The following is a 23552-nucleotide window of genomic DNA, read 5'->3' as shown; positions in this document are numbered from 1 at the left end:
CCGACCGGTCGTTGATCGGCGGCATAAGGTTAGCCGCGGTAGGCTGCCGCGACGATCAACGCCTTCATCTCGGCCACTGCCTGCTTGAAGCCGACGAACAGCGCATGGGCGACGATGGCATGGCCGATGTTCAGCTCGTTGATGCCGGGAATCGCCGCCACGGCTTCGGCGTTGTGGTAATGCAGGCCGTGGCCGGCATTGACGATCAGCCCGTGGTTCAGGCCGCAGATGACGCCATCGCGAATACGCGACAGTTCCTGCGCGGCCTCTTCCGCCGTATGGGCATCGGCATAACGGCCGGTGTGCAGCTCGATGGCCGGCGCGCCGACGCGCATGGCGGCCTCGATCTGCCGCTCCTCGGCGTCGATGAACAGCGACACCTCGCAACCGGCCAGCGTCAGACGCTCCACCGCCGCGGCAATGCGGGCTTCCTGACCGGCGACGTCCAGGCCACCTTCGGTAGTCAGCTCCTGACGGGTCTCCGGTACCAGGCAGACATGGGCCGGGCGAATCTGCTCGGCGAAACCGAGCATGAAGTCGGTAACGCCCATCTCGAAGTTCATCCGCGTCTGCAACACATCGGCCAGCACGCGCACGTCGCGATCCTGGATGTGTCGGCGATCTTCGCGCAGGTGCACGGTGATGCCATCGGCACCTGCTTCTTCGGCGTCCAGCGCGGCCTTGACCGGGTCCGGGTAGCGCGTGCCACGAGCCTGGCGCAGGGTGGCGACGTGGTCGATGTTCACGCCGAGCAGAATACGATTGGCCTCAGTCACGCTTGGACTCCTTGAGCGTCATGAATAGTTCGCGGCTGACCAGTGGCCTGCCGCCGAGATGGGGTGCCAGCGCCTGGCGCATCAGGCGCTTGGCGGCAGCCAGCGCGCCCGGCGTCTGCCAGTCGGCTTCGGCCATGGCCAGCAGCTCGCGGCCCTGAAACACGCCAGGCTGCAGTTGTATCACCGGCACCAGGCCGATGTCCTGCTGCCAGCGGTACAGCGCCGCAGGGTCGATGGGCTGGTCATGCTGATCGCGATCCAGGGCGAAACCATAGCCCAGCTCGTCCAGCAGGCGCCATTCGAATGCACGCAGCAGCGGTTCCAGCGCACGACCGGCAGCCAGAGCCTGCAGCGTCAGACCGTAGTGTTCGAGCATCACAGGGTGCGGATCTTCGGCCGGCAGCAGGCGGATCAGCAGTTCGTTGAGATAGAGCCCGGAAAACAGCGCCTCGCCGCTCAGCAACAGCGGAATGCCGGCGCTTTCCAGACGCCCCACCGTCTTCAGCTCGCCCCGCCCGCGCAGCTCCAGCTCCAGTGGGGCGAATGGCCGGGCAATGCTGCCGACCTTGCCGCGCGCGGCGCGCAGTACCGCACGCACGCGGCCCTGGGCGGTGAAGAAATCCACCAGGGCGCTGCTTTCCTTGTACGGGCGGCTGTGCAGAACGTAGGCGGCAGAAGTCATGTCAGTAACCGCCAGAATGCGCCACGCGCAACACCGAGGATGCGCACGGCGCCGCGATCAATCCAGGTAACCCAGCGAACGCAGGGCGCGTTCGTCGTCGGACCAGCCGCCCTTGACCTTGACCCAGAGGTTGAGCATCACCTTGGAGTCGAACATGGTCTCCATGTCCTTGCGCGCGTCCTGGCCGATGCGTTTGATACGCTCGCCCTTGTCGCCGATGATGATCTTCTTCTGCCCGTCACGCTCCACCAGGATCAGACCGTGGATATGCAGGATCGGGCCGTCCTGCTTGAACTCCTCGATCTCCACGGTGATCTGGTAGGGCAGCTCGGCGCCGAGCTGGCGCATGATCTTCTCGCGGATCAGCTCGGCAGCCAGGAAACGGCTGGAGCGGTCGGTGATCTGGTCTTCGGGATAGAAATGCTCGGATTCCGGTAGGCGCTCGCCCACCAGTTTCTCCAGCGTATCGAGGTTCTGCCCCTGCAACGCGGAGATCGGCACGATTTCGGCCTGCGGCAGTTGCTCGGCCAGCCAGTTCAGGTGCGGCAGCAATTCGCTCTTGTCTTCCAGGCGGTCGGCCTTGTTCACCGCCAGCAGGATCGGGCATTTGACGTGCTGCACCTTCTCCAGCACCAGCTGATCCTCGTCGGTCCAACGTGTGCGGTCGACCACGAACACCACCACGTCGACGTCCTTCAGTGCGCTGGAGGCGCTGCGGTTCATGTAGCGGTTGAGCGCCTTGTCGTTGTGCTTGTGCAGACCGGGGGTGTCGACGTAGACGGCCTGGATCTCGCCCTCGGTCTTGATGCCGAGCATGTTGTGCCGGGTGGTCTGCGGCTTGCGCGAGGTGATCGCCAGCTTCTGCCCGAGAATATGGTTGAGCAGCGTCGATTTGCCCACGTTGGGGCGGCCGACGATGGCGACATAGCCGCAGCGGCTCACAGGTGCATCAGTCATTGCCGTTCTCCACCCCGAGGGCGATCAGCGCCGCAGCCGCGGCGACCTGCTCGGCGATACGCCGGCTGCCGCCCTGGCCCAGGGTCTTTTCATTGAGCAGGGCCACCTGGCACTCGACCATGAAGGTACGGCAGTGCGGCTCGCCCTGAATGTCCACCACCTCGTAACGGGGCAGTTCGCAGGCGCGCGACTGCAGGAACTCCTGCAGGCGCGTCTTCGGATCCTTGTTGGTGTCGATCAGTGTCAGGCCATCGAGCTCGCCACTGAGCCAGTCCAGCACGCGCTCTCGCGCTGCGTCCATGCCGGCATCCAGATAGATGGCGCCGATCAGCGCCTCGAGCGCATCGGCGAGAATCGATTCGCGGCGAAAACCGCCACTCTTCAGCTCGCCGGAGCCCAGGCGCAGGTATTCGCCCAGCTCGAAACCGCGCGCCAGCACGGCCAGGGTCTCGCCCTTGACCAGGCGGGCACGCAGGCGCGACAGCTGACCTTCGCGGGCCTGCGGAAAGCGCTCGAACAGCGCCTCGCCGGCAACGAAGTTGAGGATGGCATCACCGAGAAATTCCAGACGCTCGTTATTGCGACCGGCGAAACTGCGATGGGTCAGGGCCAGGATCATCAGATCCTGGTCCTTGAAGCTATAGCCGAGCTTACGCTCGAGGCGGGACAGATTGGGACTCACGGCATCCGTACACGAAATTCTTTGTCGAAATTCACCACCAGATCGAGGTTCTCGATCAGCGGCTCGCGTTTTTCATATTTGAGGTGGACGAGGAACTCGTTGTTTTCCACCTTCACCTGCATGGCCTCGCGCATGTTCAGGTCACGAATGTTGTTGACCTGCATGCCTTTGCTGACGTGGTTGTAGAACTCACCCACGGTACGCACGTTCGATGCCTTGTCGGTTTCCACCGAGGTAATGATCTTTTCCAGCGACATGTAGTCGAGATAGTGCGGCATCACCTTGAATGCCGTGCTGGCGAAGAACGCCACCACGGCCAGAACCACCAGCCAGCCCAGAATGGAAAGCCCTTGCTGCGAGCGCGCGAAATTCATGTATATCCCCAATAGACGGTCTTGTTGGAAAGCCTGACGGCCAGACTATTTATAGCCTGCGGCGCTGCCGAAAGCAGCGCGCCAGTGCTCAATGAATCAGGCCGACACGCGAGAAGTTGGGCAGATTGCTGGTCTTGGGTTCCGGCCAGCTCATCCAGATGGCGAACGCCTTGCCGACGATATGGTCGTCCGGAACCATGCCCCACAGCTCCTGAGGGATATGACGGTCGCGCCAGTAGCGGCTGTCGTTGGAGTTGTCGCGGTTGTCACCCATCATGAAGTAGTGCCCTTGCGGGACCACCCACTCACCACCGGGCTCACGACGCATACGGGTCATTTCCTTGCGGATGGTGTGCTCGACCTGGCCAAGACGCTCCTGATAGAGCATCGCACTGCCCAGGCTGCCGGTTTCTTCGCCGACCAGCTTTTCGGCTACCGGCTCGCCATTGATCAGCAGGCGCTTGCCCTGGGTGTACTGGATGCGATCACCCGGCAGGCCCACCACCCGCTTGATGTAGTTGATGGTGGGATCGCTGGGGTAGCGGAACACCATCACATCGCCGCGCTGCGGGTTGTCCACCTCGATCACTTTGGTGTCCAGTACCGGCAGGCGAATGCCATAGGCGAACTTGTTGACCAAAATGAAATCGCCCACTTCCAGGGTCGGTTTCATCGAGCCCGACGGGATCTGGAACGGCTCGACCAGAAACGAGCGCAGCACCAGAACGATGGCCAGCACCGGGAAGAATGACTTGCCGTACTCGACCAGCAAGGGCTCCTTGCTCAGGCGCTCCAGCACCCTGTCATCGGGATCGTCGACCCGCCCCTGATACGCCGCGATGGCCGCACGACGGCGCGGAGCCAGCAGAATCAGATCCACCAGAGCCAGAAAGCCGCAAACGGCGACTGCGATAACCAACAGGAGCGGGAAATTGATCGACATAGAGCCTTAGCTATCCAACCTGAGCACAGCGAGGAAGGCTTCCTGTGGGATTTCCACGTTACCGACCTGCTTCATGCGTTTCTTACCGGCCTTCTGCTTCTCCAGCAGCTTCTTCTTACGGCTCACGTCGCCACCGTAGCACTTGGCCAGTACGTTCTTTCTGAGCGCCTTGACAGTGGTCCGCGCGATGATCTGGCCGCCAATGGCTGCCTGGATCGCCACGTCGAACATCTGCCGAGGGATCAGTTCCTTCATCTTCTCGGTCAACGCACGGCCCTTATAGGCCGCGTTGTCGCGATGCACGATCAATGCCAGGGCATCGACCTTGTCACCGTTGATCAGCACGTCCAGCTTGACCAGGTTGGCAGACTGGTAGCGGTCGAAATGATAGTCCAGCGACGCATAACCACGGCTGGTCGACTTCAGACGGTCGAAGAAGTCCAGCACCACCTCGTTCATCGGCAGGTCGTAGCGAACCTGTACCTGAGACCCGAGGAACTGCATGTCGCGCTGCACGCCGCGCTTCTCGATGCACAGGGTGATGACGTTACCCAGGTGCTCCTGCGGCACAAGAATGGTCGCGGTAACGATCGGCTCACGGAAATCGGCGACGGACGAAACGTCCGGCAGCTTGGACGGGTTATCGACGGTGATGGTTTCACCTGTCTTGAGCTCGAGCTCGTAGATCACGCTCGGCGCGGTGGTGATCAGGTCCAGATCGTACTCGCGTTCCAGGCGCTCCTGGATGATCTCCATGTGCAGCATGCCGAGGAAACCGCAACGGAAACCGAAGCCCAGGGCATCGGAGCTTTCCGGTATGTACTGCAGCGACGAGTCGTTGAGGGTCAGCTTCTGCAGCGCATCGCGGAAGTCCTCGAAATCGTCTGAGCTGACCGGGAACAGACCGGCGTAGACCTGCGGCTGGATCTTCTTGAAGCCCGGCAGCACTTCGACCTCGGGGGTCGAGGACAGAGTCAGGGTGTCGCCCACCGGCGCACCGTGAATGTCCTTGATGCTGGCGATGATGAAGCCCACTTCACCGGCCTTGAGGTCAGCGGTGGCGGTATGTTTCGGGGTGAAGACACCGACGCTGTCGACCAAATGCACCTTGCCGGTGGACTTGACCAGGATCTTGTCGCCTTTCTTGACGCGACCCTGGCGCACGCGCACCAGCGAGACCACGCCCAGGTAGTTGTCGAACCAGGAGTCGATGATCAGCGCCTGCAACGGCGCTTCGATATCACCGGTCGGTGCGGGAATGGTCTGCACCAGGCGCTCGAGCACCTCGTCCACGCCCATGCCGCTCTTGGCGCTGCAGGCCACGGCGTCGGTGGCGTCGATGCCGATGATCTTCTCGATCTCGTCCTTGACGCGGTCCGGATCGGCCTGCGGCAGGTCCATCTTGTTCAGCACCGGCATGACCTCGAGGCCCTGCTCGATGGCGGTGTAGCAGTTGGCGACCGACTGCGCCTCGACGCCCTGACCGGCATCGACCACCAGCAGCGCGCCCTCGCAGGCCGCCAGCGAACGCGAGACTTCGTAGGTGAAGTCGACGTGGCCGGGTGTATCGATGAAGTTCAGCTGATAGGTCTTGCCGTCCTTCGCCTTGTAGTGAAGGGTGACGCTGTGGGCCTTGATGGTGATGCCGCGCTCACGCTCCAGGTCCATGGAGTCCAGGACCTGAGCCTCCATTTCGCGCGCGGCAAGGCCGCCGCACATCTGGATGAAACGGTCAGCCAGGGTGGACTTGCCGTGGTCAATGTGGGCAATGATGGAAAAATTGCGGATATGACTCAGGTCACTCACAGATCAACACTCGAAGAGGCCACGGGCCATATGCCCGCCGAAAATAGCCGCGGAGTGTACCCGATCAAGCGCCTCCACGTCACGTCTGGCGCACCGGCCGCACACATGACAAGGGCGCCCGAAAGCGCCCTTGTCTGACCTGCGCCGCGATTTACTCGGCCAGTTTGAAGGTAATGAAGCTGGCGCGCCCCTGACGCAGCACGCGCATCGACACCGAACGGTTCTTCGGCAGCTCCTGCGCCACCTTGGCGAAGGTGGCCGTCGAATCGATGGCCTGGTTGTTCAGGTGGGTGATCACATCGCCCGGTCGCAGACCGATCATGGCCGCCGGACCGCTGAGCACTTCCTTGACCACCACGCCACCGCGCAGGTCCAGGCCCTTCTTCTGCTCGGCGGTCAGCTCGACCACCGTCACACCCAGGCGGTTGCTGCTGCGCTCGCCCCCCTTGGTCGAACCGGCAGCAGCCAGTTCCTGACCTTCTTCCGGCAAGGTGCCGATGGTCACCTTGAGCTTCTTGCGCGAACCGTCACGCACCACGTCCATCTCGGCCTTCTCGCCCGGCTTGAGGCCACCGACCAGATGCGGCAGATCCGCCGACATGACGATCGGCTTACCGTTGAGGCTGAGAATCACGTCACCGACCTGCAGACCGCCCTTGTCCGCCGGACCATCTTCCAGCACCTGCGCCACCAGGGCACCAGCCGGGCGATCCAGGCCGAAGGACTCGGCCAGATCCTTGTTCACTTCCTGGATCACCACGCCGAGCCAGCCGCGAGTGACCTTGCCGTCGGCCTTGAGCTGTTCGGAAACCTGCAGGGCCACTTCCATCGGGATGGCGAAGGACAAGCCCATGAAGCCGCCCGAGCGGGTGAAGATCTGCGAGTTGATGCCGACCACCTCGCCCTTGAGGTTGAACAGCGGCCCGCCGGAGTTGCCGGGGTTGATCGCCACATCGGTCTGGATGAAGGGCACGTAGCTGTCACTCGGCAGGTTGCGCCCCTTGGCGCTGACGATACCGGCGGTCACCGAATGATCGAAACCGAAAGGCGAGCCGATGGCCAGTACCCATTCGCCGACCTTGAGTTCGTCGGACTTGCCCAGGCGCACGGTGGGCAGCCCCTTGCCCTCGACCTTGAGCAGTGCCACGTCGCTGCGCGGATCGGCGCCGATCAGCTTGGCCTCCAGCTCGCTGCGGTCAGACAGGCGCACGATGATCTCATCGGCATCGGCCACCACATGATTGTTGGTCAGCACGTAACCATCGGCGGAGATGATGAAGCCGGAACCCAGCGACTGCGCCTCACGCTGACGACCGCCCGGATTGCGAGGCATCTGCGGAATGCTGCGCTCGAAGAACTCGCGGAACATCGGCGGCAGGCCTTCCAGATCGGGCAGCCCGGGCTGAGCAGCCACGGAGCGCTCCGGCATTTTCTGACGAGTACTGATGTTGACCACCGCAGGCGAGGCCTCCTCAACCAGAGCGGTAAAGTCCGGCAGGCTGGCCTGGGCCAGCAGACTCTGCCCCCAGAGCAGCGCTGCCATCAGCAGCGGCGTTACGGATTTGAGATTTCTCATCGAACTACGACTCCCCATATAAAACGCGCACACACTCAACCCGCCGCTGGCACGGATACCAGCAGCGTACGTAGGACAACCGGTTGCAACGCGGGGTTCTCGGCAACGCGCGAAGCGCGCCAGCGAACCAGTAGCCAACTGAAGAACAGGCCGAGCAGACCGGCCAGGATGACCAGCGGCTCACTCAGCCCAAGGCCATCCGCCGCCAGTGCAGCAGCCAGCAGCCCCAACAGAGGCAGCAGATAAACCAGGAGGGAACTACGCACCAGAAGATCTTCGCGCACACCGATCACCACGGTGTCGCCAACCGACAGCGGACTGTCGCTGAGGGCGCGCACATAGCCGCGCTGACGCCCGACACCCAGGCGATCCATCAGCCCCTGACCGCAAGCGGCATTGGCCGAACAACTCGAGCAGGTGCTCTTGCGTAGCGTCTCCACCCAGACGGCGCCGGGCTCGAGCGCCACCACACGCCCCTGTTCTTCGATCATTGGCTGGCCTGTTCAGGCACCCCGGCACGCATGGACAAGGCGATACGCTCGGCGGTACCCAGCGGAATCTCTCCGACCACGGTGACCATGACGTCGCCAGCTTCGGTAGCCATGCGCCGCGACACCGCCACGGTAGGCCCTAGCTGGCTGCGCGCATCTTCCACCACGTTGCCCTGCAAGGGCTCGAGGAAAACCGAGAAACGCGCCAGCCCATCGCCGTACATCAGGTAGGCAACCTTCGCATCCGAGGCCGGCAAGCGTCGTAGCTGAGCGGTGTTGAGGGTGAAACCGGGTGGCAGCCAGTCGGAGCGCCAACTGCCTTCGGCCATCGTATCGACGGTGCGAAAATGCACCGGACGGCAACGCGAACCGGGCTGCATCGCAGCCGCGTCGGGGATGGCGGTATTGAATTGGGTGAACTGAAAGCGTTCAAGAAGCTGACCGCGCTCGTTGAGCAACAGCGACTTCAGCGGCAGGCCGGTTGCCCGGTCCAGGTGCAGCTCGAAGCCATAGCGGTGCTGATCCTTCGGCGCCAGCACCAGCACTACTGCGCTGCGGCCAGCGACACGCGACTGGCCGGCCACGCGAATGTCGTACCAGTTGCTCAGCTGTTCGGCATCGAGATGCCGAGCGGGCCAGGCCTGCTCCTCACTGACCTGGTCGGCCAGGGCACCGCTGACGCACTGGGCCTGACCATCGACCTTGAGCACTTCCTGGGCAGGCCCATCGAGTTGCAACAGGCGCTCGCGAACCTCACCCCCCTCCTCCACCCGATGCCAGATGCCATGGGTGGAAAAACTGCCGTTACGCTCGTAGATGAAGGTGCCTTGAAAGCTTTGCTGGCGCTCGGCCTCGGCAAGGCGCCTCAGCCAATCCTGCACTTCAGTGGCCTGCACCGGGAGTGCGAGCAGACCACTGAGCAAACAGAGGGGTATCGCGCGCATGTGGCTCCTTAGCGATTTTCCAGACTCGCGGCTCGCGCATAGGGCAGCGCAGTCTCGCCGGTACCCATCACCGCCTGCTGAGCATGCTGGCGCAGATAGGTAGGCAGACGCTGCTCATGCCAACTGGCAGTGCCCGGCTTGGCTGCTTCGCCAGCTTCTTCACCGCTGTTGTAGCCGGCGAGCAATGCGGGGCCCTGCACTTGCGGGGCCGAGATTACCGGAGAAGCGCCTTGCTGGGCCAGTTGAGCACCACTCAAATCGTCCTGATTGTAGAAGCGCACGCCTGCCAGCACGGCGACGGTGACCGAAGCGGCCACTGCCACGCGCCCGACGCTGCGCCACATGGATGCCTTGCGAGCCGGGATGGCCTCGTCGGCCAGCGCCGCGGAAACCGCTGCTGCGATGTCCAGACGGGGTTCCAGCAACTCGCGGTGCATGGCTGCACGGGCGATCTGGTAACGCGACCAGGTCCCACGCAGCTCGCCATCCTCACTGGCTGCTACAAGCACACGCCGCAGTTCCAGTTCGTCCGCTTCGTTATCCATCACCGCGGACAGCGATTCCTGCAGGGTTTCACGACTCATGGTGTTCCTCTCTTGGCTGTCGCCGCTGCCTTAGGCTTCCTGCAACAGGGGTTGCAGGGACTTATCAATTGCCTCGCGTGCACGGAAAATCCGCGAACGCACCGTACCTACCGGACACTGCATGACGCTGGCGATGTCCTCATAACTAAGACCTTCGAACTCGCGCAAAGTCAGTGCCGTACGCAAATCATCCGGTAGCTGGGCGATGGTTCGATGCACGGTGGCCTCGATCTCGTCGCGCAGCAATGCCCGTTCCGGTGACTCGATGTCCTTGAGGGCGTGGTCGCCATCGTAGAACTCCGCGTCATCGCTACTGACATCACTATCTGGCGGTCGACGTCCGCGAGACACCAGATAATTCTTCGCCGTGTTGATGGCGATGCGGTACAGCCAGGTATAGAACGCGCTGTCACCGCGAAAGTTTCCAAGCGCCCGATAGGCCTTTACAAAAGCCTCCTGAGCGACATCCTGAGCCTCGTGGGTATCGTGCACGAATCGCACGATCAACCCGAGGATCTTGTGCTGATACTTCAGCACCAACAGATCGAAGGCACGCTTGTCACCACGCTGCACTCGCTCGACCAGTTGCTGATCATCTTCCTGGGTTAGCATGCATTCTCCTCATGATGCCTGGAGGAGGTTTGCGTCCCTGAGCGAATCAGCTTGCCAAGATAGACTCGGGCCTTTCGCAAAAGTTCTCCCCTCCAAGCAAGCTTCCTGCAGAGTTCTTTTTCTCTACAAGGAATGGCGCCAATGGGACCCTTCCCAATTCGCGCGAATAAATCTTATTGCCCCTGTTTGCCCGATAATTCGACGGCTATGTCGAGGTTGATTACGGGCACGCACAAGCGTTCTCCCTTATATGGGCGACCCCTCTTTGAACCTTAACGACTAAGAAAGTTCCCGAGCACCGCGGTCGGTCATAAGCCGGCTATTGTGCCGCCGGACCTCTCTATATACTAGGGCCCGCTTCCCCGCGGAATTCGCTCATGAGTCATCATTTCCAGCACGACGTTCTGGTCATCGGCAGCGGCGCTGCCGGCCTGACCCTCGCTCTTACCCTGCCTCCCAGCCTGCGTGTCGCGGTGCTGAGCAAGGGCAGTCTGGCCAACGGTTCGACCTATTGGGCCCAGGGCGGTGTAGCGGCAGTACTCGACGACACCGATACGGTGGAATCCCACGTCGCCGACACCCTCAACGCGGGTGCCGGTCTGTGCCGTGCCGATGCCGTGCGCTTTACCGTGGAGCATAGCCGCGAAGCCATCCAGTGGCTGATCGATCAGGGCGTACCCTTCACCCGCGAGGCGGAAACCGCCCGCGAGGACGGCGGCTTCGAATTTCATCTGACCCGCGAAGGGGGCCACAGCCATCGGCGCATCATTCATGCGGCCGATGCCACCGGCGCGGCGATCTTCAATACCCTGCTGGAACAGGCACGGCAGCGCCCCAACATCGAGCTGCTGGAGCAGCGTGTGGCGGTCGACCTGATCACCGAGCGCAAGCTCGGCCTGGATGGCGAGCGCTGCCTGGGCGCCTATGTGCTGGATCGCGAGAAGGGCGAAGTGGACACCTTCGCCGCGCGTTTCGTGATACTCGCCACCGGCGGCGCAGCCAAGGTCTACCTCTATACCAGCAACCCCGATGGCGCCTGCGGCGACGGCATCGCCATGGCCTGGCGCGCCGGTTGCCGGGTAGGCAACCTGGAATTCAACCAGTTCCACCCCACCTGCTTGTATCACCCGCAAGCCAAGAGCTTTCTGGTCACCGAAGCCGTACGTGGCGAAGGCGGCCTGCTCAAGCTGCCCAACGGCGAGCGCTTCATGCCGCGCTTCGACGAACGCGCCGAGCTGGCGCCGCGCGATATCGTCGCGCGCGCCATCGACCATGAGATGAAGCGCCTGGGGATAGACTGCGTGTACCTGGACATCAGCCACAAGCCGGCCGAGTTCATCACCAGCCACTTCCCCACCGTCTATGAGCGCTGCCTGAGTTTCGGCATCGACATCACCAAGCAGCCCATCCCGGTGGTGCCGGCCGCGCATTACACCTGCGGCGGGGTGGTCGTCGACCAGTACGGCCGTACCGACGTGCCGGGTCTGTATGCCATCGGCGAAACCAGCTTCACCGGTCTGCACGGCGCCAACCGCATGGCCAGCAACTCGTTGCTGGAGTGCTTCGTGTACGCCCGCTCGGCCTGTGCCGACATCATCGCCCAGCTCGATGCAGTGGACATGCCGACCAACCTGCCCTGCTGGGACGCCAGCCAGGTGACCGACTCCGACGAAGACGTGATCATCGCGCACAACTGGGACGAGCTGCGCCGTTTCATGTGGGACTACGTGGGCATCGTGCGCACCAACAAGCGCCTGCAGCGCGCCCAGCATCGCGTACGCCTGCTGCTGGACGAGATCGATGAGTTCTACAGCAACTACAAGGTCAGTCGCGACCTGATCGAGCTGCGCAACCTGGCGCTGGTCGCCGAGCTAATGATCCGCTCGGCCATGCAGCGCCATGAAAGCCGCGGCCTGCACTACACCCTCGATTACCCCGAGCAGTTGGCCGAAGCCCAAGACACTATTCTGGTGCCGACACCCCAGGCTCAGCCCAGCGTCGCCTGCTGAACTTCAGACGCAAGCGCAGGCGCCGATGCTGCTCCGGCGCCAGCGCGTCGCGCGCGATGCATAGCCCGCGACTGAAGCGCTGACCCGGCAGGCGATAACGCAGCACCACCGCCAGCGGCAACGCCAGGCTGTCGGGGCGCAGCTGCACCGCCTGCCAACCCTTGGCCGCACTCCACAGGTGCCAACCGCAGGCATCGCGGCGCAAACCGCGAATGGCTTCAGGCGAGCTGAGCAGGAAATGCCGCGGCAGCACCCAGCCGGCATGCGCCAGGCACAACGGCAGTGAAAGCACCTGCAGCCAGACGGGAATCTCTGCCAGCCAAGGCGCCAGCAGAGCCAGAAACAGAACGCACAGATAGAGCCTCAGCAGCCCGCGGGAGGGCTGCCAGCGGCACTCGAACACGTCACTTGGGTTGGACACGATCCAGGATCATGCGCACCATGCGCTTGAGATCGGCATCTTCCGGCTCGCCGCGTTGCATGAACCAGCCGAACATGTCCTGATCCTCGCACTCCAGCAGCTTGCGGTAGCGCGCCTGATCCTCGGCGTCCAGGCTGGGATAGACCTCCTTGACGAAGGGCACCAGCAGTACGTCCAGCTCCAGCATGCCGCGACGGCTATGCCAGAAGAGACGATTCAGTTCACTTTGCTCAACCATGCAACGGACTCCTCGAACGAGGGCGGCAGTATAACGGCGATTTGCCTCACTGTTCACCGCAACCCTGTGCAATTGCGCTGACAAGGCCCTACCACGCCCTCTATGATGACGCCCCTGACTTTCATCCAGCGACTCGATTCCCACCATGGCCGATAGCGCGTATTTCACTCTCCTCGACCACGAAGGCCTGCTGGCCGTGCGCGGCCCCGATGCCGGCAAGTTTCTCCAGGGCCAGTTGACCTGCAACCTCAGCTACCTTTCCGCCAGCCAGACCAGTCTGGGCGCTCGCTGCACGCCCAAGGGCCGGATGCTATCGAGCTTTCGCATCGTGCCGGTGGAAGACGGCTACCTGCTGGCCATGGCCCGCGAGCTGATCGAACCGCAGATGACCGACCTGCAGAAATACGCAGTGTTCTCCAAGTCCAAGCTCGGCGACGAAAGCGCGGCCTGGGTACGCTTCGGCCTGAGCGGTGGCGACGCCGTGCTGAGCGAACTTGGCCTGGTTCCGGGCGATCACGCCGATGCCCTGGCCAGTGCCGAGGGTCTGCTGGCCGTGCGCCTTGGCGACGGCCGCGTCGAACTCTGGGCAGCGGTGGACAAGGCCGAGCATCTGCACGCCGTGCTGAGCCGACATCTGCCCCAGGCGCCGCTGAACCTCTGGCTGCTGGCCCAGGTGCGCGCCGGGGTCGGTCAGGTCTTCGGCGCCACCCGCGAGCTGTTCATCCCGCAGATGATCAACCTGCAGGCCCTGGGTGGCGTGAGCTTCAAGAAAGGCTGCTATACCGGCCAGGAAATCGTCGCGCGCATGCAATACCTGGGCAAACTCAAGCGCCGCCTGTATCGCCTGCGTCTGGGCGGCACCGAGGTACCGTCTGCCGGCACCGAACTGTTTTCCCCGGTACACGCCTCCAGCGTCGGTGAGGTGGTACTGGCGGCACAGGCCGAAGATGGCGTGGAACTGCTCGCCGTTCTGCAGGAGGACGCCGTCACCGACGGGCGCATCCAGCTCGGCAGCAGTGAAGGTCCGACACTTGCCCTGCTCGACCTGCCTTATCAGCTGGATGCCGACAAGGAAATCCAGCGCTGACTAAACTTCCCTGGCGCCGTACCGGTTTGCCTAAGAGAGCCCCTAAATGAGCAAGCTTGCCGAAAAAGTCCAACAGGAACTGATCCACGCCATCGAGAACGATGAACTGGTGCTGCCCACCCTGCCCGAAGTGGCATTGCGGGTGCGCGAAGCGGCGGAAGACCCGGATGTGGGCATACCGCAGATCAGCAAGGTAATCGGTAACGACGCCGCCCTCACCGCGCGCATCATCAAGGTGGTCAACAGCCCGCTGCTGCGCAGCAACAAGGAAATCACCGACCTGCAGATGGCGGTCAGCCGCCTGGGCATCAATTACACCTGCAACCTGGCCACCGGCCTGGCGATGGAGCAGATGTTCCAGGCCACCAGCGACGTCGTCGACCGCAAGATGCGCGAAGTGTGGAACAAGAGCACCGAGATCGCCGGCATCTGCCATGTACTGTGCCGCCACTACACGCGTCTGATGCCCGACCAGGCCACCCTCGCCGGCCTGGTGCACCAGATCGGCGTACTGCCGATTCTCACCTATGCCGAAGAGCACAACGAGCTGCTGGCCGACTCCATCAGCCTCAACCACGTGATCGAGCAGATCCATCCGATCATCGGCGACAAGATCCTGCGTACCTGGGAGTTCCCCGAGCCCATCGCCATCGTGCCCAGCCAGTATCTGGACTTCACCCGCGACTCGGCCAAGGCCGACTACGTGGACATCGTCCAGGTCGCTACCCTGCAGAGCTATCTCGGCAGCGAGCACCCCTACACCCAGCTCGACTGGAGCAAGGTGCCGGCGTTCACCAAGCTCGGCCTGGACCCACAGGTCGACATGCAGGCCGACGAGGACATGTCCGCCGCCATGGAAGCGGCCATGAGCATGCTGCAGTAAAAGCGACTCGCCACGGATGGCAAACCGCCTCTACACTCAGGTCAATCGCCTGAGGAAGTAGAGCCATGCGCTTCGCACTTCTCCTATTCGTCCTGTTATGCGGCAGCGCCCAGGCTGCCGACAGCGTGCGGCTGACCAACGGCGAATGGCCACCCTACCTGGGCGAGCACCTGCCCCACCACGGCGTCGCCTCGCGCATCGTCGCCGAAGCCTTCGCCCTGCAGGGCGTCAAGGTGCAGTGGGAGTTCCACCCCTGGGCACGCTCGCTGAAGATGGCGGAAAGGGGTGAGCGCGACGGCAGTGCGGTATGGCTGCACAACAGCGAGCGCGAGCGGCTCTTCCATATCAGCGATCCGGTGGTGGAGAGCGGCTACTATCTGTTTCATCGCAAGACGCGCGACTTCGACTGGACCAGCATCGAGGACCTGCGCGATCTGCGCATCGCCGCCACCCGCGGCTACGACTACGGCGAGGCTTTCCAGCACGCCGAGGCAGCCGGCGAACTGCAGGTGGTGCGTCTGACCAACGATGAACAGGGTTTTCGCCAACTGCTGGCCGGGCGGGTCGACCTGTTCCCGATGGACAAGGTGGTTGGCTTCGACATGCTCCACCGCCACTTCAGCCCCGCCGAGCGAGCGCGCCTGAGCGTCCACCCGCACCCCTTGCGTAGCGACAACCTGCATCTGCTGCTGTCGCGTGAAGTCCCCGGCAACGCCGAACTCATCGAACGCTTCAACCGCGGCCTGGCGCAGCTACGCGAAAGCGGCAAGGTGGCGCAATACCTGCTGGAGATTCAGCAGCCGCTAACCCTCAGTCACTGAAACCGGAAACTCCACCCGTACGCGCAAACCGTGCGGTACGGCCTGATGCAGGCTGACCCGGGCCTGGTGCGCACGGCAGATCTCGCCGACGATGGCCAGCCCCAGCCCGGCGCCGTTGCCCTGCGTGCCGCGGCGGTAGAAGCGCTCGAACACCTTGTCGTGCTCGGCCTCGGGAATGCCAGGACCGTCGTCCTCCACCTCGAGGATCGCCGGCGCCAGTACCCGCAGGATCAGATTGCCACCGGACGGCGTATGCGCCAGGGCGTTGTCGAGCAGGTTGCTCAGCAGCTCGTTGAGCAGGGTCGGCTCGCCGTCGATCCACACCGGCTGTTCGGCCTCCAGCGCCAGCGCCACACCTCGTGAATGCGCCAGCGGCGCCATGGCCAGCCCCAGTTCGCGCGCCAGCTGGCTGAGATCGATCCGCTGCGCGCCCCCCTCGGTAATGGCCCGCGCGCCACTTTCGATGCGTGCCAGCGACAGCAGCTGGTTGGCCAGGGTGGTCAGCCGATCGCCCTGCTGCGCCACCTGCTCCAGCGTGCTGCGCCATTCCTGCGGCTGCTCGGCGCGCAGGCCCAGGGCGATACGTGCCTTGAGCGCCGCCAGTGGCGTGCGCAGCTCATGGGCGGCATCGGCGATGAACTGCGACTGACGCTCGAACAACCCGCGCAGCCGCTCGTTGAACTGGTTGAGCGCCTCCACCAACGGCAACACCTCGCGAGGCAGGCCGGTGTCCGGTAGCGGTTGCAGATCGTCGCTGGCACGCTCGGCCACCTCACGCCGCAGCGCCTCCAGTGGCCGCAGGGCCAGGCTCACTGCCAGCCACACCAGCAGCAGCGCGCTGACCGACAGCAGCCCCATGCGCCACAGGGTCCCCACCAGCAGCTCGCGGGCCATGCGCTCGCGCGCGCCCTGCGTCTCGGCCACGCGGATCTCCGCCATGCCGTTGAGCTGCGGCTCGCTCACCGGTTGCAACAGGCTCACCACCCGCACGCCCTGACCGCGGTACTCGGCATCGTAGAAATGCGCCAGCGCGGGGTAGTCATCGGTACGGGGCGTGCCGGCAGGTGCCGGGGGCAGGTCCTCGTAGCCCGAGACCTGCTGCCCGTCGAGGTCGAGCACCTGGTAGTAGATGCGCCCGGCACTGTCGTAGGCGAAGGTATCCAGCGCCACGTATGGAATATTGGCCCTGAGCCGGCCATCGTCGGCATACAGGCCGTCGGCCACCGCCCGCGCCGAGGCCAGCAGGGTACGGTCATAGGCGGTGTCCGCCGCGCGCCGCGCGCTCCAATAGGCGCTCAGGCTGCTCAGCAGCAGAATCAGCGACAGCAACAGCGCCAGGCGCCGCAGCAGGCGGCCGCGCAGGCTGACGCTGCGGCTCATGCCTCGATCGCCTCCAGCAGATAGCCCAGGCCGCGGAAGGTGACGATGCGCACGCCGCTGCCTTCGAGTTTCTTGCGCAGACGATGGATGTAGATCTCGATGGCATCGGGGCTGGCGTCCTCATCCAGGCCGAACACCTGGGCCGCCAACTGCTCCTTGCTCATCACCCGTCCGGGCCGCGCGATCATCGCCTCCAGCACCGCCTGCTCGCGGGCGGTCAGGCTCAGGGCTTCGCCCTTCATGCTGAAGCGACGCGCGCCGAGGTCGTAGACCAGATCGCCGCAGCGCTGCAGCTGCTCGCCGCCGAGTACGCTGCGACGCAGCAGCGCCTTGACCCGCGCCTCCAGTTCGGAGAGTTCAAAGGGCTTGGCCAGGTAGTCATCGGCGCCGAGGTTGAGGCCATGCACGCGGTCCTTGACCTCGCCACGGGCGGTCAGCATCAGCACCGGCAGGCGCTGACCGCGGTCGCGCAGGCGCGCCAGCACGGCGAAGCCGTCCAGCCTGGGCAGCCCGATATCGAGAATCGCCAGGGCGTAGTCCTCGCTGGACAGCGCCAGGTCGGCGGCCACTCCGTCATGCAGCACGTCCACCGTCCAGCCGGCGCCTTTCAGCGCCTGGGCCACGCTTTCCGCCAATTGCGGGTGGTCTTCGACCAGCAGAATCCGCACTGCCACCTCCAGCTGCAGCATCGTTCGAGGCGCGCAGTGTAGCGCCGCCATGGCCGCTGTGAATTGCCCAATTGCCATGATGGCAAGCGAATCCGACACCAAGGCATCCCCAGAACGCAGCGTTGGCGGCGCCAAAAAAACTTGCCGGCATGAAAGCCTGGCGAAAGCTTGCCCTCATAGCATCGTCTCATGGTGGCTCGATCCACCTGCCCAAGTGACCCTGCAGTGGTGCTAGGTCGCTACAAGAACAAGAACGGAGACCACATGATGCTCGCAGCCTCACGCCAGGCTTTGCCGCCTGTACGCCTGCTCTGCCTGGCTATCGCCGCTACCGGCGCAGCCCCTCTCGCCAACGCCGCCTTCATCGAAGACAGCACGGCCAGCCTCACCGCCACCAACATCTACCTGAACCGCGACTTTCGTGAAGGCACCGGCCAGAACAAGCGCGAAGAATGGGGCCAGGGCTTTCGCCTCGACCTGCAATCGGGCTACACCGAAGGCACCGTCGGTTTCGGCCTCGACGCCATGGGCCTGCTCGGTATCAAGCTCGACTCGGGCCGCGGCCGCACCGGTACCGATCTGCTGCCGGTACACGACGATGGCCGCTCCGCCGACGAATTCAGCCGCCTGGGCCTGACCGCCAAGGTCAAGGTCTCCGCCACCGAGCTGCGCTACGGCTCGCACGTGCCCGAGCTGCCGGTGGTCAAGGCCAGCGACAGCCGCCTGCTGCCGCAGGTGTTCGAGGGCGGCCTGCTGACTTCCTCGGAGCTCGACGGCCTGACCTTCACCGGCGGCCGCCTGGACAAGGTCATCGACCGCGCCTCCACCGATGACGAAGACCTGGTGCTCAACGCCAAGAACCGCCGCTTCACCAGCGGCGTCAGCGCCGACCACCTGGACCTGGCCGGCCTCGACTACCAGTTCGCCCCCGGTTTCACCGGCCGCTACTACTTCGCCGATCTGGACGACATTTATCGCCAGCACTTCTTCGGCCTGCTCAGCAGCCACAAGCTCGGTGCCGGCACCCTGAGCAGCGACCTGCGTTACATCGTCAGCCGCGACAGTGGTGCGGCCAACGCTGGCAAGGTCGACAACCGCGCCGTCAATGCCATGCTCAGCTACGGCATCGGCGCGCACAAGTTCGGCCTGGGCTTCCAAGACATGAGCGGCGATACCGGCTTTGCCTACATCGACGGCAGCGATCCGTTCCTGATCAACTTCGTGCAGATCAACGACTTCGCCAATGCCGACGAGCGCTCCTGGCAGGCGCGTTACGACTTCAATTTCGCCAGCCTCGGCGTCCCCGGCCTGACCTTCATGACCCGCTACATCCGCGGCGACGATGCCCGCATCGCCGGCAGCGACGAGCGTGGCGGCGAATGGGAACGCGATATCGAACTCAAGTACGTGGTGCAGACCGGCCCGCTCAAGGACCTCTACGTGCGCCTGCGCAACGCCAGCTTCCGCTCCGACTTCGCCCGCGATGCGGACGAGAACCGTGTCATCGTCGGCTACAGCCTGCCGATCTGGTAAACAACAACAAGACCCGCGAGGATAATCCAACATGAAATCTGCCCTGACCCGTGCCGCCCTGGCGGTTTCCTGCCTGGCCTTCGCCGGCCAGCTGCTGGCCGCCGAACCCAAGCGCCCCGAATGCATCGCCCCGGCCAAGCCCGGCGGTGGTTTCGACCTGACCTGCAAGCTGGCCCAGAGCGGTTTGAAGGACACCGGTCTGCTCAAAGCGCCGATGCGCGTCACCTACATGCCTGGCGGCGTTGGCGCCGTGGCCTACAACGCGGTGGTCGCGCAGCGCGCCAAGGACCCGGGCACCATCACCGCCTTCTCCTCCGGCTCCCTGCTCAACCTGGCCCAGGGCAAGTTCGGCCGCTACGACGAGAGCGCCGTGCGCTGGCTGGCGGCCATCGGCACCGACTACGGCGCCATTTCCGTGCGTGACGATGCGCCCTGGCAGAACCTTGGCGAACTGGTCGAGGCCCTGAAGAAGGATCCGAGCAGCGTGGTATTCGGCGCCGGTGCCACCATCGGCGGTCAGGACTGGATGCAGACGGCACTGATCGCCCGCGCCGCCGGTATCGACCCGCAGAACCTGCGCTACGTCGCCTTCGAAGGCGGTGGCGAGACCCTCACCGCCATGCTCGGCGGCCACGTCCAGGTCACCTCCAGCGGCCTCGGCGAAGTCACCCCGCAGCTGGCGGCCGGCAAGATCCGCATCCTCGCCGTGCTGGCCGACGAGCGCCTGCCGGGCAAACTGGCCGACATCCCCACCGCCAAGGAGCAGGGCTTCGATATCAGCTGGCCGGTGATCCGCGGCTTCTACATGGGCCCGCAGGTCAGCGACGAGGATTACAACTGGTGGAAAGGCCAGTTCGACCAGATGCTCGCTCGTGACGATTTCGCCACCCTGCGTGAGCAGCGCGACCTGTTCCCCCTGTCGCTGACCGGCGACGAGCTCAACGCCTTCGTGCTCAAGCAGGTGCAGGAATACAAGGCGCTGGCCGGCGAGTTCGGCCTGGTTCAGTAGCACGTCTTGCGCAATCCGCGTTCGGCCGCCGGCGCTCGGCGGTCGACGCCCCTGAGGTAAATCACCATGTACGTTCGCCTGTTCTCCGCGATCTGGTTGCTGCTGTGCGTCTGGCTCGCCGTCCTTGCCTGGGGCTTCCAGGCGCCCTTCGCCTATGACCCGGTCGGCCCGCGCGCCTATCCCCTGCTGCTGCTGGCCCTGATGGGTGCCGGCAGCCTGTGGCTGATGATCAAACCCGGCTTGCTCGAGCAACGCCTGGACGTCCCCATGGCACTGCGCAGCGCCCTCTGCGTGGTGGTGCTGCTGGCCTATGCGCTGACCTTCGAGCTGCTCGGCTTCGTCGTCAGCACCACCCTGGCCACCTTTGCCCTCGGCCTGCTGTTCACCGGCCGCCCGCTGCCGTGCGCCATCAGCGCCGTGGCGATGGGCGTGCTGCTCTACAGCCTGTTCGACCTGTTGCTGGACGTGCCCCTGCCGCTCGGCCTGTTAGACGCTTTCGTGGAGAGCTGAAATGGAAACCCTCAACTTCCTCATGCAGGGCTTCGACGTCGCCACCCGGCCGACCAACCTGCTGGTGGCGCTGTTCGGCGCCTTCGTCGGCACCGTGGTCGGCCTGCTGCCGGGCCTTGGCCCGATCAACGGCGTGGCGCTGCTGCTGCCTTTGGCCTTCGCCCTCGGTCTGCCGCCGGAAACCGCACTGATTCTGCTTGCCGCCGTGTACCTGGGCTGCGAGTACGGCGGGCGCATCTCCGCCATTCTGCTCAACGTACCCGGTGACGCCGCGGCAGTGATGACCACTCTCGACGGCTACCCGCTGGCGCGTCAGGGCAAGGCCGGTATCGCCCTGTCGCTGTCGGCGGTCAGTTCGTTCATCGGCAGCATCATCGCCACCTGCGGCGTGGTGCTGTTCGCTCCGCTGCTGGCGAAATGGGCGGTGGCCTTCGGCCCGGCCGAGTACTTCGTGCTGATGATCTTCGCCATCGCCTGTCTCGGCGGCATGGTCGGCGACAAGCCGGTCAAGACCCTGATGGCGGCGCTGATCGGCCTGGCCCTGGCCACGGTCGGGGTGGACTCGACCACTGGCGTGTACCGCTTCACCTTCGACAGCGTCAGCCTGTCCGACGGCATCCAGTTCGTCATCGTGGTGATCGGCTTCTTCAGCGTCAGCGAGATCCTCCTGATGCTGGAGAAGACCCACAGCGGCCAGCAGGCGGTCAAGGCCAGCGGGCGCCTGCTGTTCAACTTCAAGGAGTTCTGCCTGAGCTTCTGGACCATGATCCGCAGCGCCGTGGCCGGCTTCGTCATCGGCACCCTGCCCGGTGCCGGTGCGACCATCGCCAGCGCCATGACCTACATGAGCGAGAAGCGCCTGGCCGGGCCCAAGGGCCGTTTCGGCGAGGGCGACCTGCGCGGCCTGGCCGCTCCGGAAGCCGCCAACAACGCCTCGGCCTGCGGCTCGCTGATCCCCATGCTGACCCTCGGCGTACCCGGCTCGGGCACCACGGCGGTGATGATCGGCGCACTGACCCTGTACAACATCACCCCCGGCCCACTGCTGTTCGAGCAGCAGCCGGACGTGGTGTGGGGCCTGATCGCCTCGCTGTTCATCGGCAACGTCATCCTGCTGGTGATGAACATCCCGCTGGTCGGCCTGTTCTCGCGCATGCTCGCCGTACCCAACTGGGTGCTGGTGCCGGCGATCACCGTGATCAGCATGGTCGGCGTCTACGCGGTGCACAGCACGGTGTTCGACCTGGTGCTGATGATCGGCCTCGGCGTGTTCGGCTACATCCTGCGCAAGCTGGACTTCCCGCTGTCGGCGCTGATCCTCGGCTTCGTCCTCGGCGAGCTGATGGAAGACAACCTGCGCCGCGCTCTGTCGATCTCCGCCGGCGATCTGGGCATCCTCTGGGGCAGCCCGATCACCCTGACCCTGTGGGCGCTGGTGGTGCTGATGCTGGCCCTGCCGGGCATCCGCTGGATGCGCCGGCGCAAGCAGCTCAAGGCGCAGGCCGATGCCGCTACCGCGTGATCTGTGGGTAACGCCGCTGACCGGTGCGGTCGGCGGCTACCTGGCCAGCCTCGCCGGCTGGCCTTTGCCGTGGATGGTCGGATCCCTGCTGGCGGTGATCGCCCTGCGTTGCCTCAGCAACCGCGCCTTCAGCGAACTGCCCAGCGGGCGCAAGGCCGGCCAGTGGCTGGTGGCCAGCGGCATCGGCCTGCACTTCACCAGCGAGGTGCTGGAGCAGGTCGTCAGCCACCTGCCGGTGGTGGTCATGGGCGCCTTCGGCACCCTGCTGCTGAGCCTGATCGGCATCGCCATCCTGCGCCGTGCCGGTGTCGACCGCGCCACCGCGTTCTTCGCCAGCATGCCTGGCGGCGCCAGCGAGATGGTCAACCTGGCGCTGCGTCACGACGCGCAAGCGGCCCGCGTGGCTGCCGCCCACAGCCTGCGCCTGCTGCTGGTGGTGCTGCTGATTCCGGCGCTGTTCACCTGGGGCCTGCCCGATGTCAGCGCCCCGCCACCCCTGCCGGTCGACTGGGCCTGGCTGCTCGCCCTGCTGGCCGCCGGCGGACTGTTGGCCATGCTCTGGGCACGCCTGAAACAACCCAACCCCTGGATGCTCGGCCCGCTGACCGCCTGCGCCCTGGCCAGCGCCACCTTCGACCTGCATATCGGGCTGCCACCGGGCCTGGGGCAACTGGGCCAATGGCTGATCGGCTGCGCCCTGGGCTGCCATTTCGACCGCGCCTTCTTTCGCAGCGCCCCGGGCTTTCTCGCCCGCGTGCTGCTGTTCACCCTGCTGGCGATGCTCGCCGCAGCCCTGCTCGGCGAAGCGCTAGGCTGGCTGGCCGGTGAGGATCACCTGTCACTGATGCTGGGCATGATGCCCGGCGGCATCACCGAGCTGTGCCTGACCGCCGAGGCGCTGCAGCTGTCGGTGGCGCTGGTCACCGCACTGCAGGTGCTGCGGCTGTTTCTGGTGATGTTTCTCGCCGAGCCGTTGTTCAGGCTCTGGAGCAAACGCCACACTTAGCCCGCCTCGTGCGGGCTTTTTTTATGACGCCTGATGCG

Annotated in this window: 25 protein-coding genes; 9 read left to right on the top strand and 16 right to left on the bottom strand. The window is 64.5% G+C overall.

All coding sequences use genetic code 11. The annotated features are described in order from the left end of the window. Window positions 1–29 precede the first annotated feature (29 nt). From pdxJ to rpoE, 12 genes are all read right to left on the bottom strand, one after another. A complete protein-coding gene (pdxJ, locus tag N7333_RS12205; protein ID WP_003245452.1) occupies window positions 30–776 on the bottom strand; it encodes a pyridoxine 5'-phosphate synthase in 747 nt (248 codons plus the stop codon). Then, entirely contained in the window at window positions 769–1458 is a 690-nt protein-coding gene (gene recO / locus N7333_RS12200; protein ID WP_129481527.1) for a DNA repair protein RecO, read from the bottom strand. Before recO ends, pdxJ begins: the two co-directional genes overlap by 8 nt. 57 nt (window positions 1459–1515) lie before the next feature. Beyond that, the gene (gene era, locus N7333_RS12195; RefSeq protein WP_003245455.1) at window positions 1516–2415 is read right to left on the bottom strand and encodes a GTPase Era; all 900 of its coding nucleotides are present in this window, start codon (window positions 2413–2415) and stop codon (window positions 1516–1518) included. Further along, entirely contained in the window at window positions 2408–3097 is a 690-nt protein-coding gene (gene rnc, locus N7333_RS12190) for a ribonuclease III (protein ID WP_003245458.1), read from the bottom strand. The genes era and rnc overlap by 8 nt, the downstream gene beginning before the upstream one ends. Further along, window positions 3094–3471, bottom strand: a complete 378-nt coding sequence (locus N7333_RS12185) for a DUF4845 domain-containing protein (RefSeq protein ID WP_012018040.1) — start codon at window positions 3469–3471, stop codon at window positions 3094–3096. The genes rnc and N7333_RS12185 overlap by 4 nt, the downstream gene beginning before the upstream one ends. 88 nt (window positions 3472–3559) lie before the next feature. Further along, entirely contained in the window at window positions 3560–4414 is an 855-nt protein-coding gene (gene lepB / locus N7333_RS12180) for a signal peptidase I (protein WP_003245461.1), read from the bottom strand. Between the two features lie 6 nt (window positions 4415–4420). Beyond that, entirely contained in the window at window positions 4421–6220 is a 1800-nt protein-coding gene (lepA, locus tag N7333_RS12175; protein ID WP_129481528.1) for a translation elongation factor 4, read from the bottom strand. A gap of 151 nt (window positions 6221–6371) precedes the next feature. After that, complete coding sequence (locus tag N7333_RS12170) at window positions 6372–7796, bottom strand: DegQ family serine endoprotease (RefSeq protein ID WP_003245464.1); 1425 nt, start codon at window positions 7794–7796, stop codon at window positions 6372–6374. Between the two features lie 35 nt (window positions 7797–7831). Continuing rightward, complete coding sequence (locus N7333_RS12165; protein WP_003245466.1) at window positions 7832–8287, bottom strand: SoxR reducing system RseC family protein; 456 nt, start codon at window positions 8285–8287, stop codon at window positions 7832–7834. Continuing rightward, window positions 8284–9231, bottom strand: a complete 948-nt coding sequence (locus N7333_RS12160) for a MucB/RseB C-terminal domain-containing protein (RefSeq protein ID WP_012018036.1) — start codon at window positions 9229–9231, stop codon at window positions 8284–8286. Before N7333_RS12160 ends, N7333_RS12165 begins: the two co-directional genes overlap by 4 nt. A gap of 8 nt (window positions 9232–9239) precedes the next feature. Further along, window positions 9240–9815 carry an RseA family anti-sigma factor gene (locus N7333_RS12155; RefSeq protein WP_012018035.1) on the bottom strand — a complete coding sequence of 192 codons (576 nt, stop codon included), beginning with the start codon at window positions 9813–9815 and terminating at the stop codon, window positions 9240–9242. A 30-nt stretch (window positions 9816–9845) separates the two neighbouring features. Continuing rightward, window positions 9846–10427, bottom strand: coding sequence for an RNA polymerase sigma factor RpoE (gene rpoE, locus N7333_RS12150; protein ID WP_003245473.1), 582 nt, complete (start codon window positions 10425–10427; stop codon window positions 9846–9848). A 377-nt stretch (window positions 10428–10804) separates the two neighbouring features. Between rpoE and nadB the strand changes: the two genes are divergently transcribed. After that, window positions 10805–12436 carry an L-aspartate oxidase gene (gene nadB / locus N7333_RS12145; protein ID WP_003245475.1) on the top strand — a complete coding sequence of 544 codons (1632 nt, stop codon included), beginning with the start codon at window positions 10805–10807 and terminating at the stop codon, window positions 12434–12436. Here the strand turns inward: nadB and N7333_RS12140 are convergent. Together N7333_RS12140 and N7333_RS12135 are read right to left on the bottom strand one after the other, a co-directional pair. Then, window positions 12390–12857 (bottom strand): protein YgfX, encoded by a 468-nt coding sequence (locus tag N7333_RS12140; RefSeq protein ID WP_129481529.1) that lies wholly within the window; start codon window positions 12855–12857, stop codon window positions 12390–12392. The two genes, nadB and N7333_RS12140, sit on opposite strands and share 47 nt — an antisense overlap. Continuing rightward, on the bottom strand, window positions 12841–13095 hold the full coding sequence (locus N7333_RS12135) for a succinate dehydrogenase assembly factor 2 (protein ID WP_003245478.1): 255 nt from the start codon (window positions 13093–13095) through the stop codon (window positions 12841–12843). The genes N7333_RS12140 and N7333_RS12135 overlap by 17 nt, the downstream gene beginning before the upstream one ends. A gap of 145 nt (window positions 13096–13240) precedes the next feature. Between N7333_RS12135 and N7333_RS12130 the strand changes: the two genes are divergently transcribed. From N7333_RS12130 to N7333_RS12120, 3 genes are all read left to right on the top strand, one after another. Next, entirely contained in the window at window positions 13241–14182 is a 942-nt protein-coding gene (locus tag N7333_RS12130; RefSeq protein ID WP_129481530.1) for a folate-binding protein YgfZ, read from the top strand. A gap of 46 nt (window positions 14183–14228) precedes the next feature. Continuing rightward, complete coding sequence (locus N7333_RS12125) at window positions 14229–15065, top strand: HDOD domain-containing protein (RefSeq protein WP_129481531.1); 837 nt, start codon at window positions 14229–14231, stop codon at window positions 15063–15065. A 65-nt stretch (window positions 15066–15130) separates the two neighbouring features. Next, window positions 15131–15886, top strand: a complete 756-nt coding sequence (locus tag N7333_RS12120) for a transporter substrate-binding domain-containing protein (RefSeq protein WP_129481532.1) — start codon at window positions 15131–15133, stop codon at window positions 15884–15886. Here the strand turns inward: N7333_RS12120 and N7333_RS12115 are convergent. After that, complete coding sequence (locus tag N7333_RS12115; protein ID WP_129481533.1) at window positions 15869–17266, bottom strand: sensor histidine kinase; 1398 nt, start codon at window positions 17264–17266, stop codon at window positions 15869–15871. The genes N7333_RS12120 and N7333_RS12115 overlap by 18 nt on opposite strands. Then, window positions 17263–17934 carry a response regulator gene (locus N7333_RS12110; RefSeq protein ID WP_003245486.1) on the bottom strand — a complete coding sequence of 224 codons (672 nt, stop codon included), beginning with the start codon at window positions 17932–17934 and terminating at the stop codon, window positions 17263–17265. Before N7333_RS12110 ends, N7333_RS12115 begins: the two co-directional genes overlap by 4 nt. Before the next feature lie 267 nt (window positions 17935–18201). On the opposite strand from N7333_RS12110, the gene N7333_RS12105 reads away from it, so the two are divergent. The 5 genes from N7333_RS12105 (at window position 18202) to N7333_RS12085 (ending at window position 23514) form a co-directional block, all read left to right on the top strand. Continuing rightward, complete coding sequence (locus N7333_RS12105; protein WP_279858882.1) at window positions 18202–19467, top strand: OprD family porin; 1266 nt, start codon at window positions 18202–18204, stop codon at window positions 19465–19467. A 31-nt stretch (window positions 19468–19498) separates the two neighbouring features. Then, entirely contained in the window at window positions 19499–20476 is a 978-nt protein-coding gene (locus N7333_RS12100; protein ID WP_003245489.1) for a tripartite tricarboxylate transporter substrate binding protein, read from the top strand. 66 nt (window positions 20477–20542) lie between these two features. Then, window positions 20543–20986: a tripartite tricarboxylate transporter TctB family protein gene (locus tag N7333_RS12095; protein ID WP_003245491.1), complete on the top strand. Its 444-nt coding sequence runs from the start codon at window positions 20543–20545 to the stop codon at window positions 20984–20986. A gap of 1 nt (window position 20987) precedes the next feature. Further along, window positions 20988–22508, top strand: a complete 1521-nt coding sequence (locus tag N7333_RS12090) for a tripartite tricarboxylate transporter permease (RefSeq protein ID WP_012018027.1) — start codon at window positions 20988–20990, stop codon at window positions 22506–22508. Further along, window positions 22492–23514, top strand: coding sequence for an AbrB family transcriptional regulator (locus N7333_RS12085; protein ID WP_012018026.1), 1023 nt, complete (start codon window positions 22492–22494; stop codon window positions 23512–23514). The genes N7333_RS12090 and N7333_RS12085 overlap by 17 nt, the downstream gene beginning before the upstream one ends. Window positions 23515–23552: the final 38 nt, after the last annotated feature.

This window comes from Pseudomonas sp. GD04158 (assembly GCF_029834875.1).
Lineage (GTDB): Bacteria > Pseudomonadota > Gammaproteobacteria > Pseudomonadales > Pseudomonadaceae > Aquipseudomonas > Aquipseudomonas hydrolytica.
Note: the sequence above shows the minus strand (reverse complement) of the source record. Positions and strands in the feature narration are given on the sequence as shown.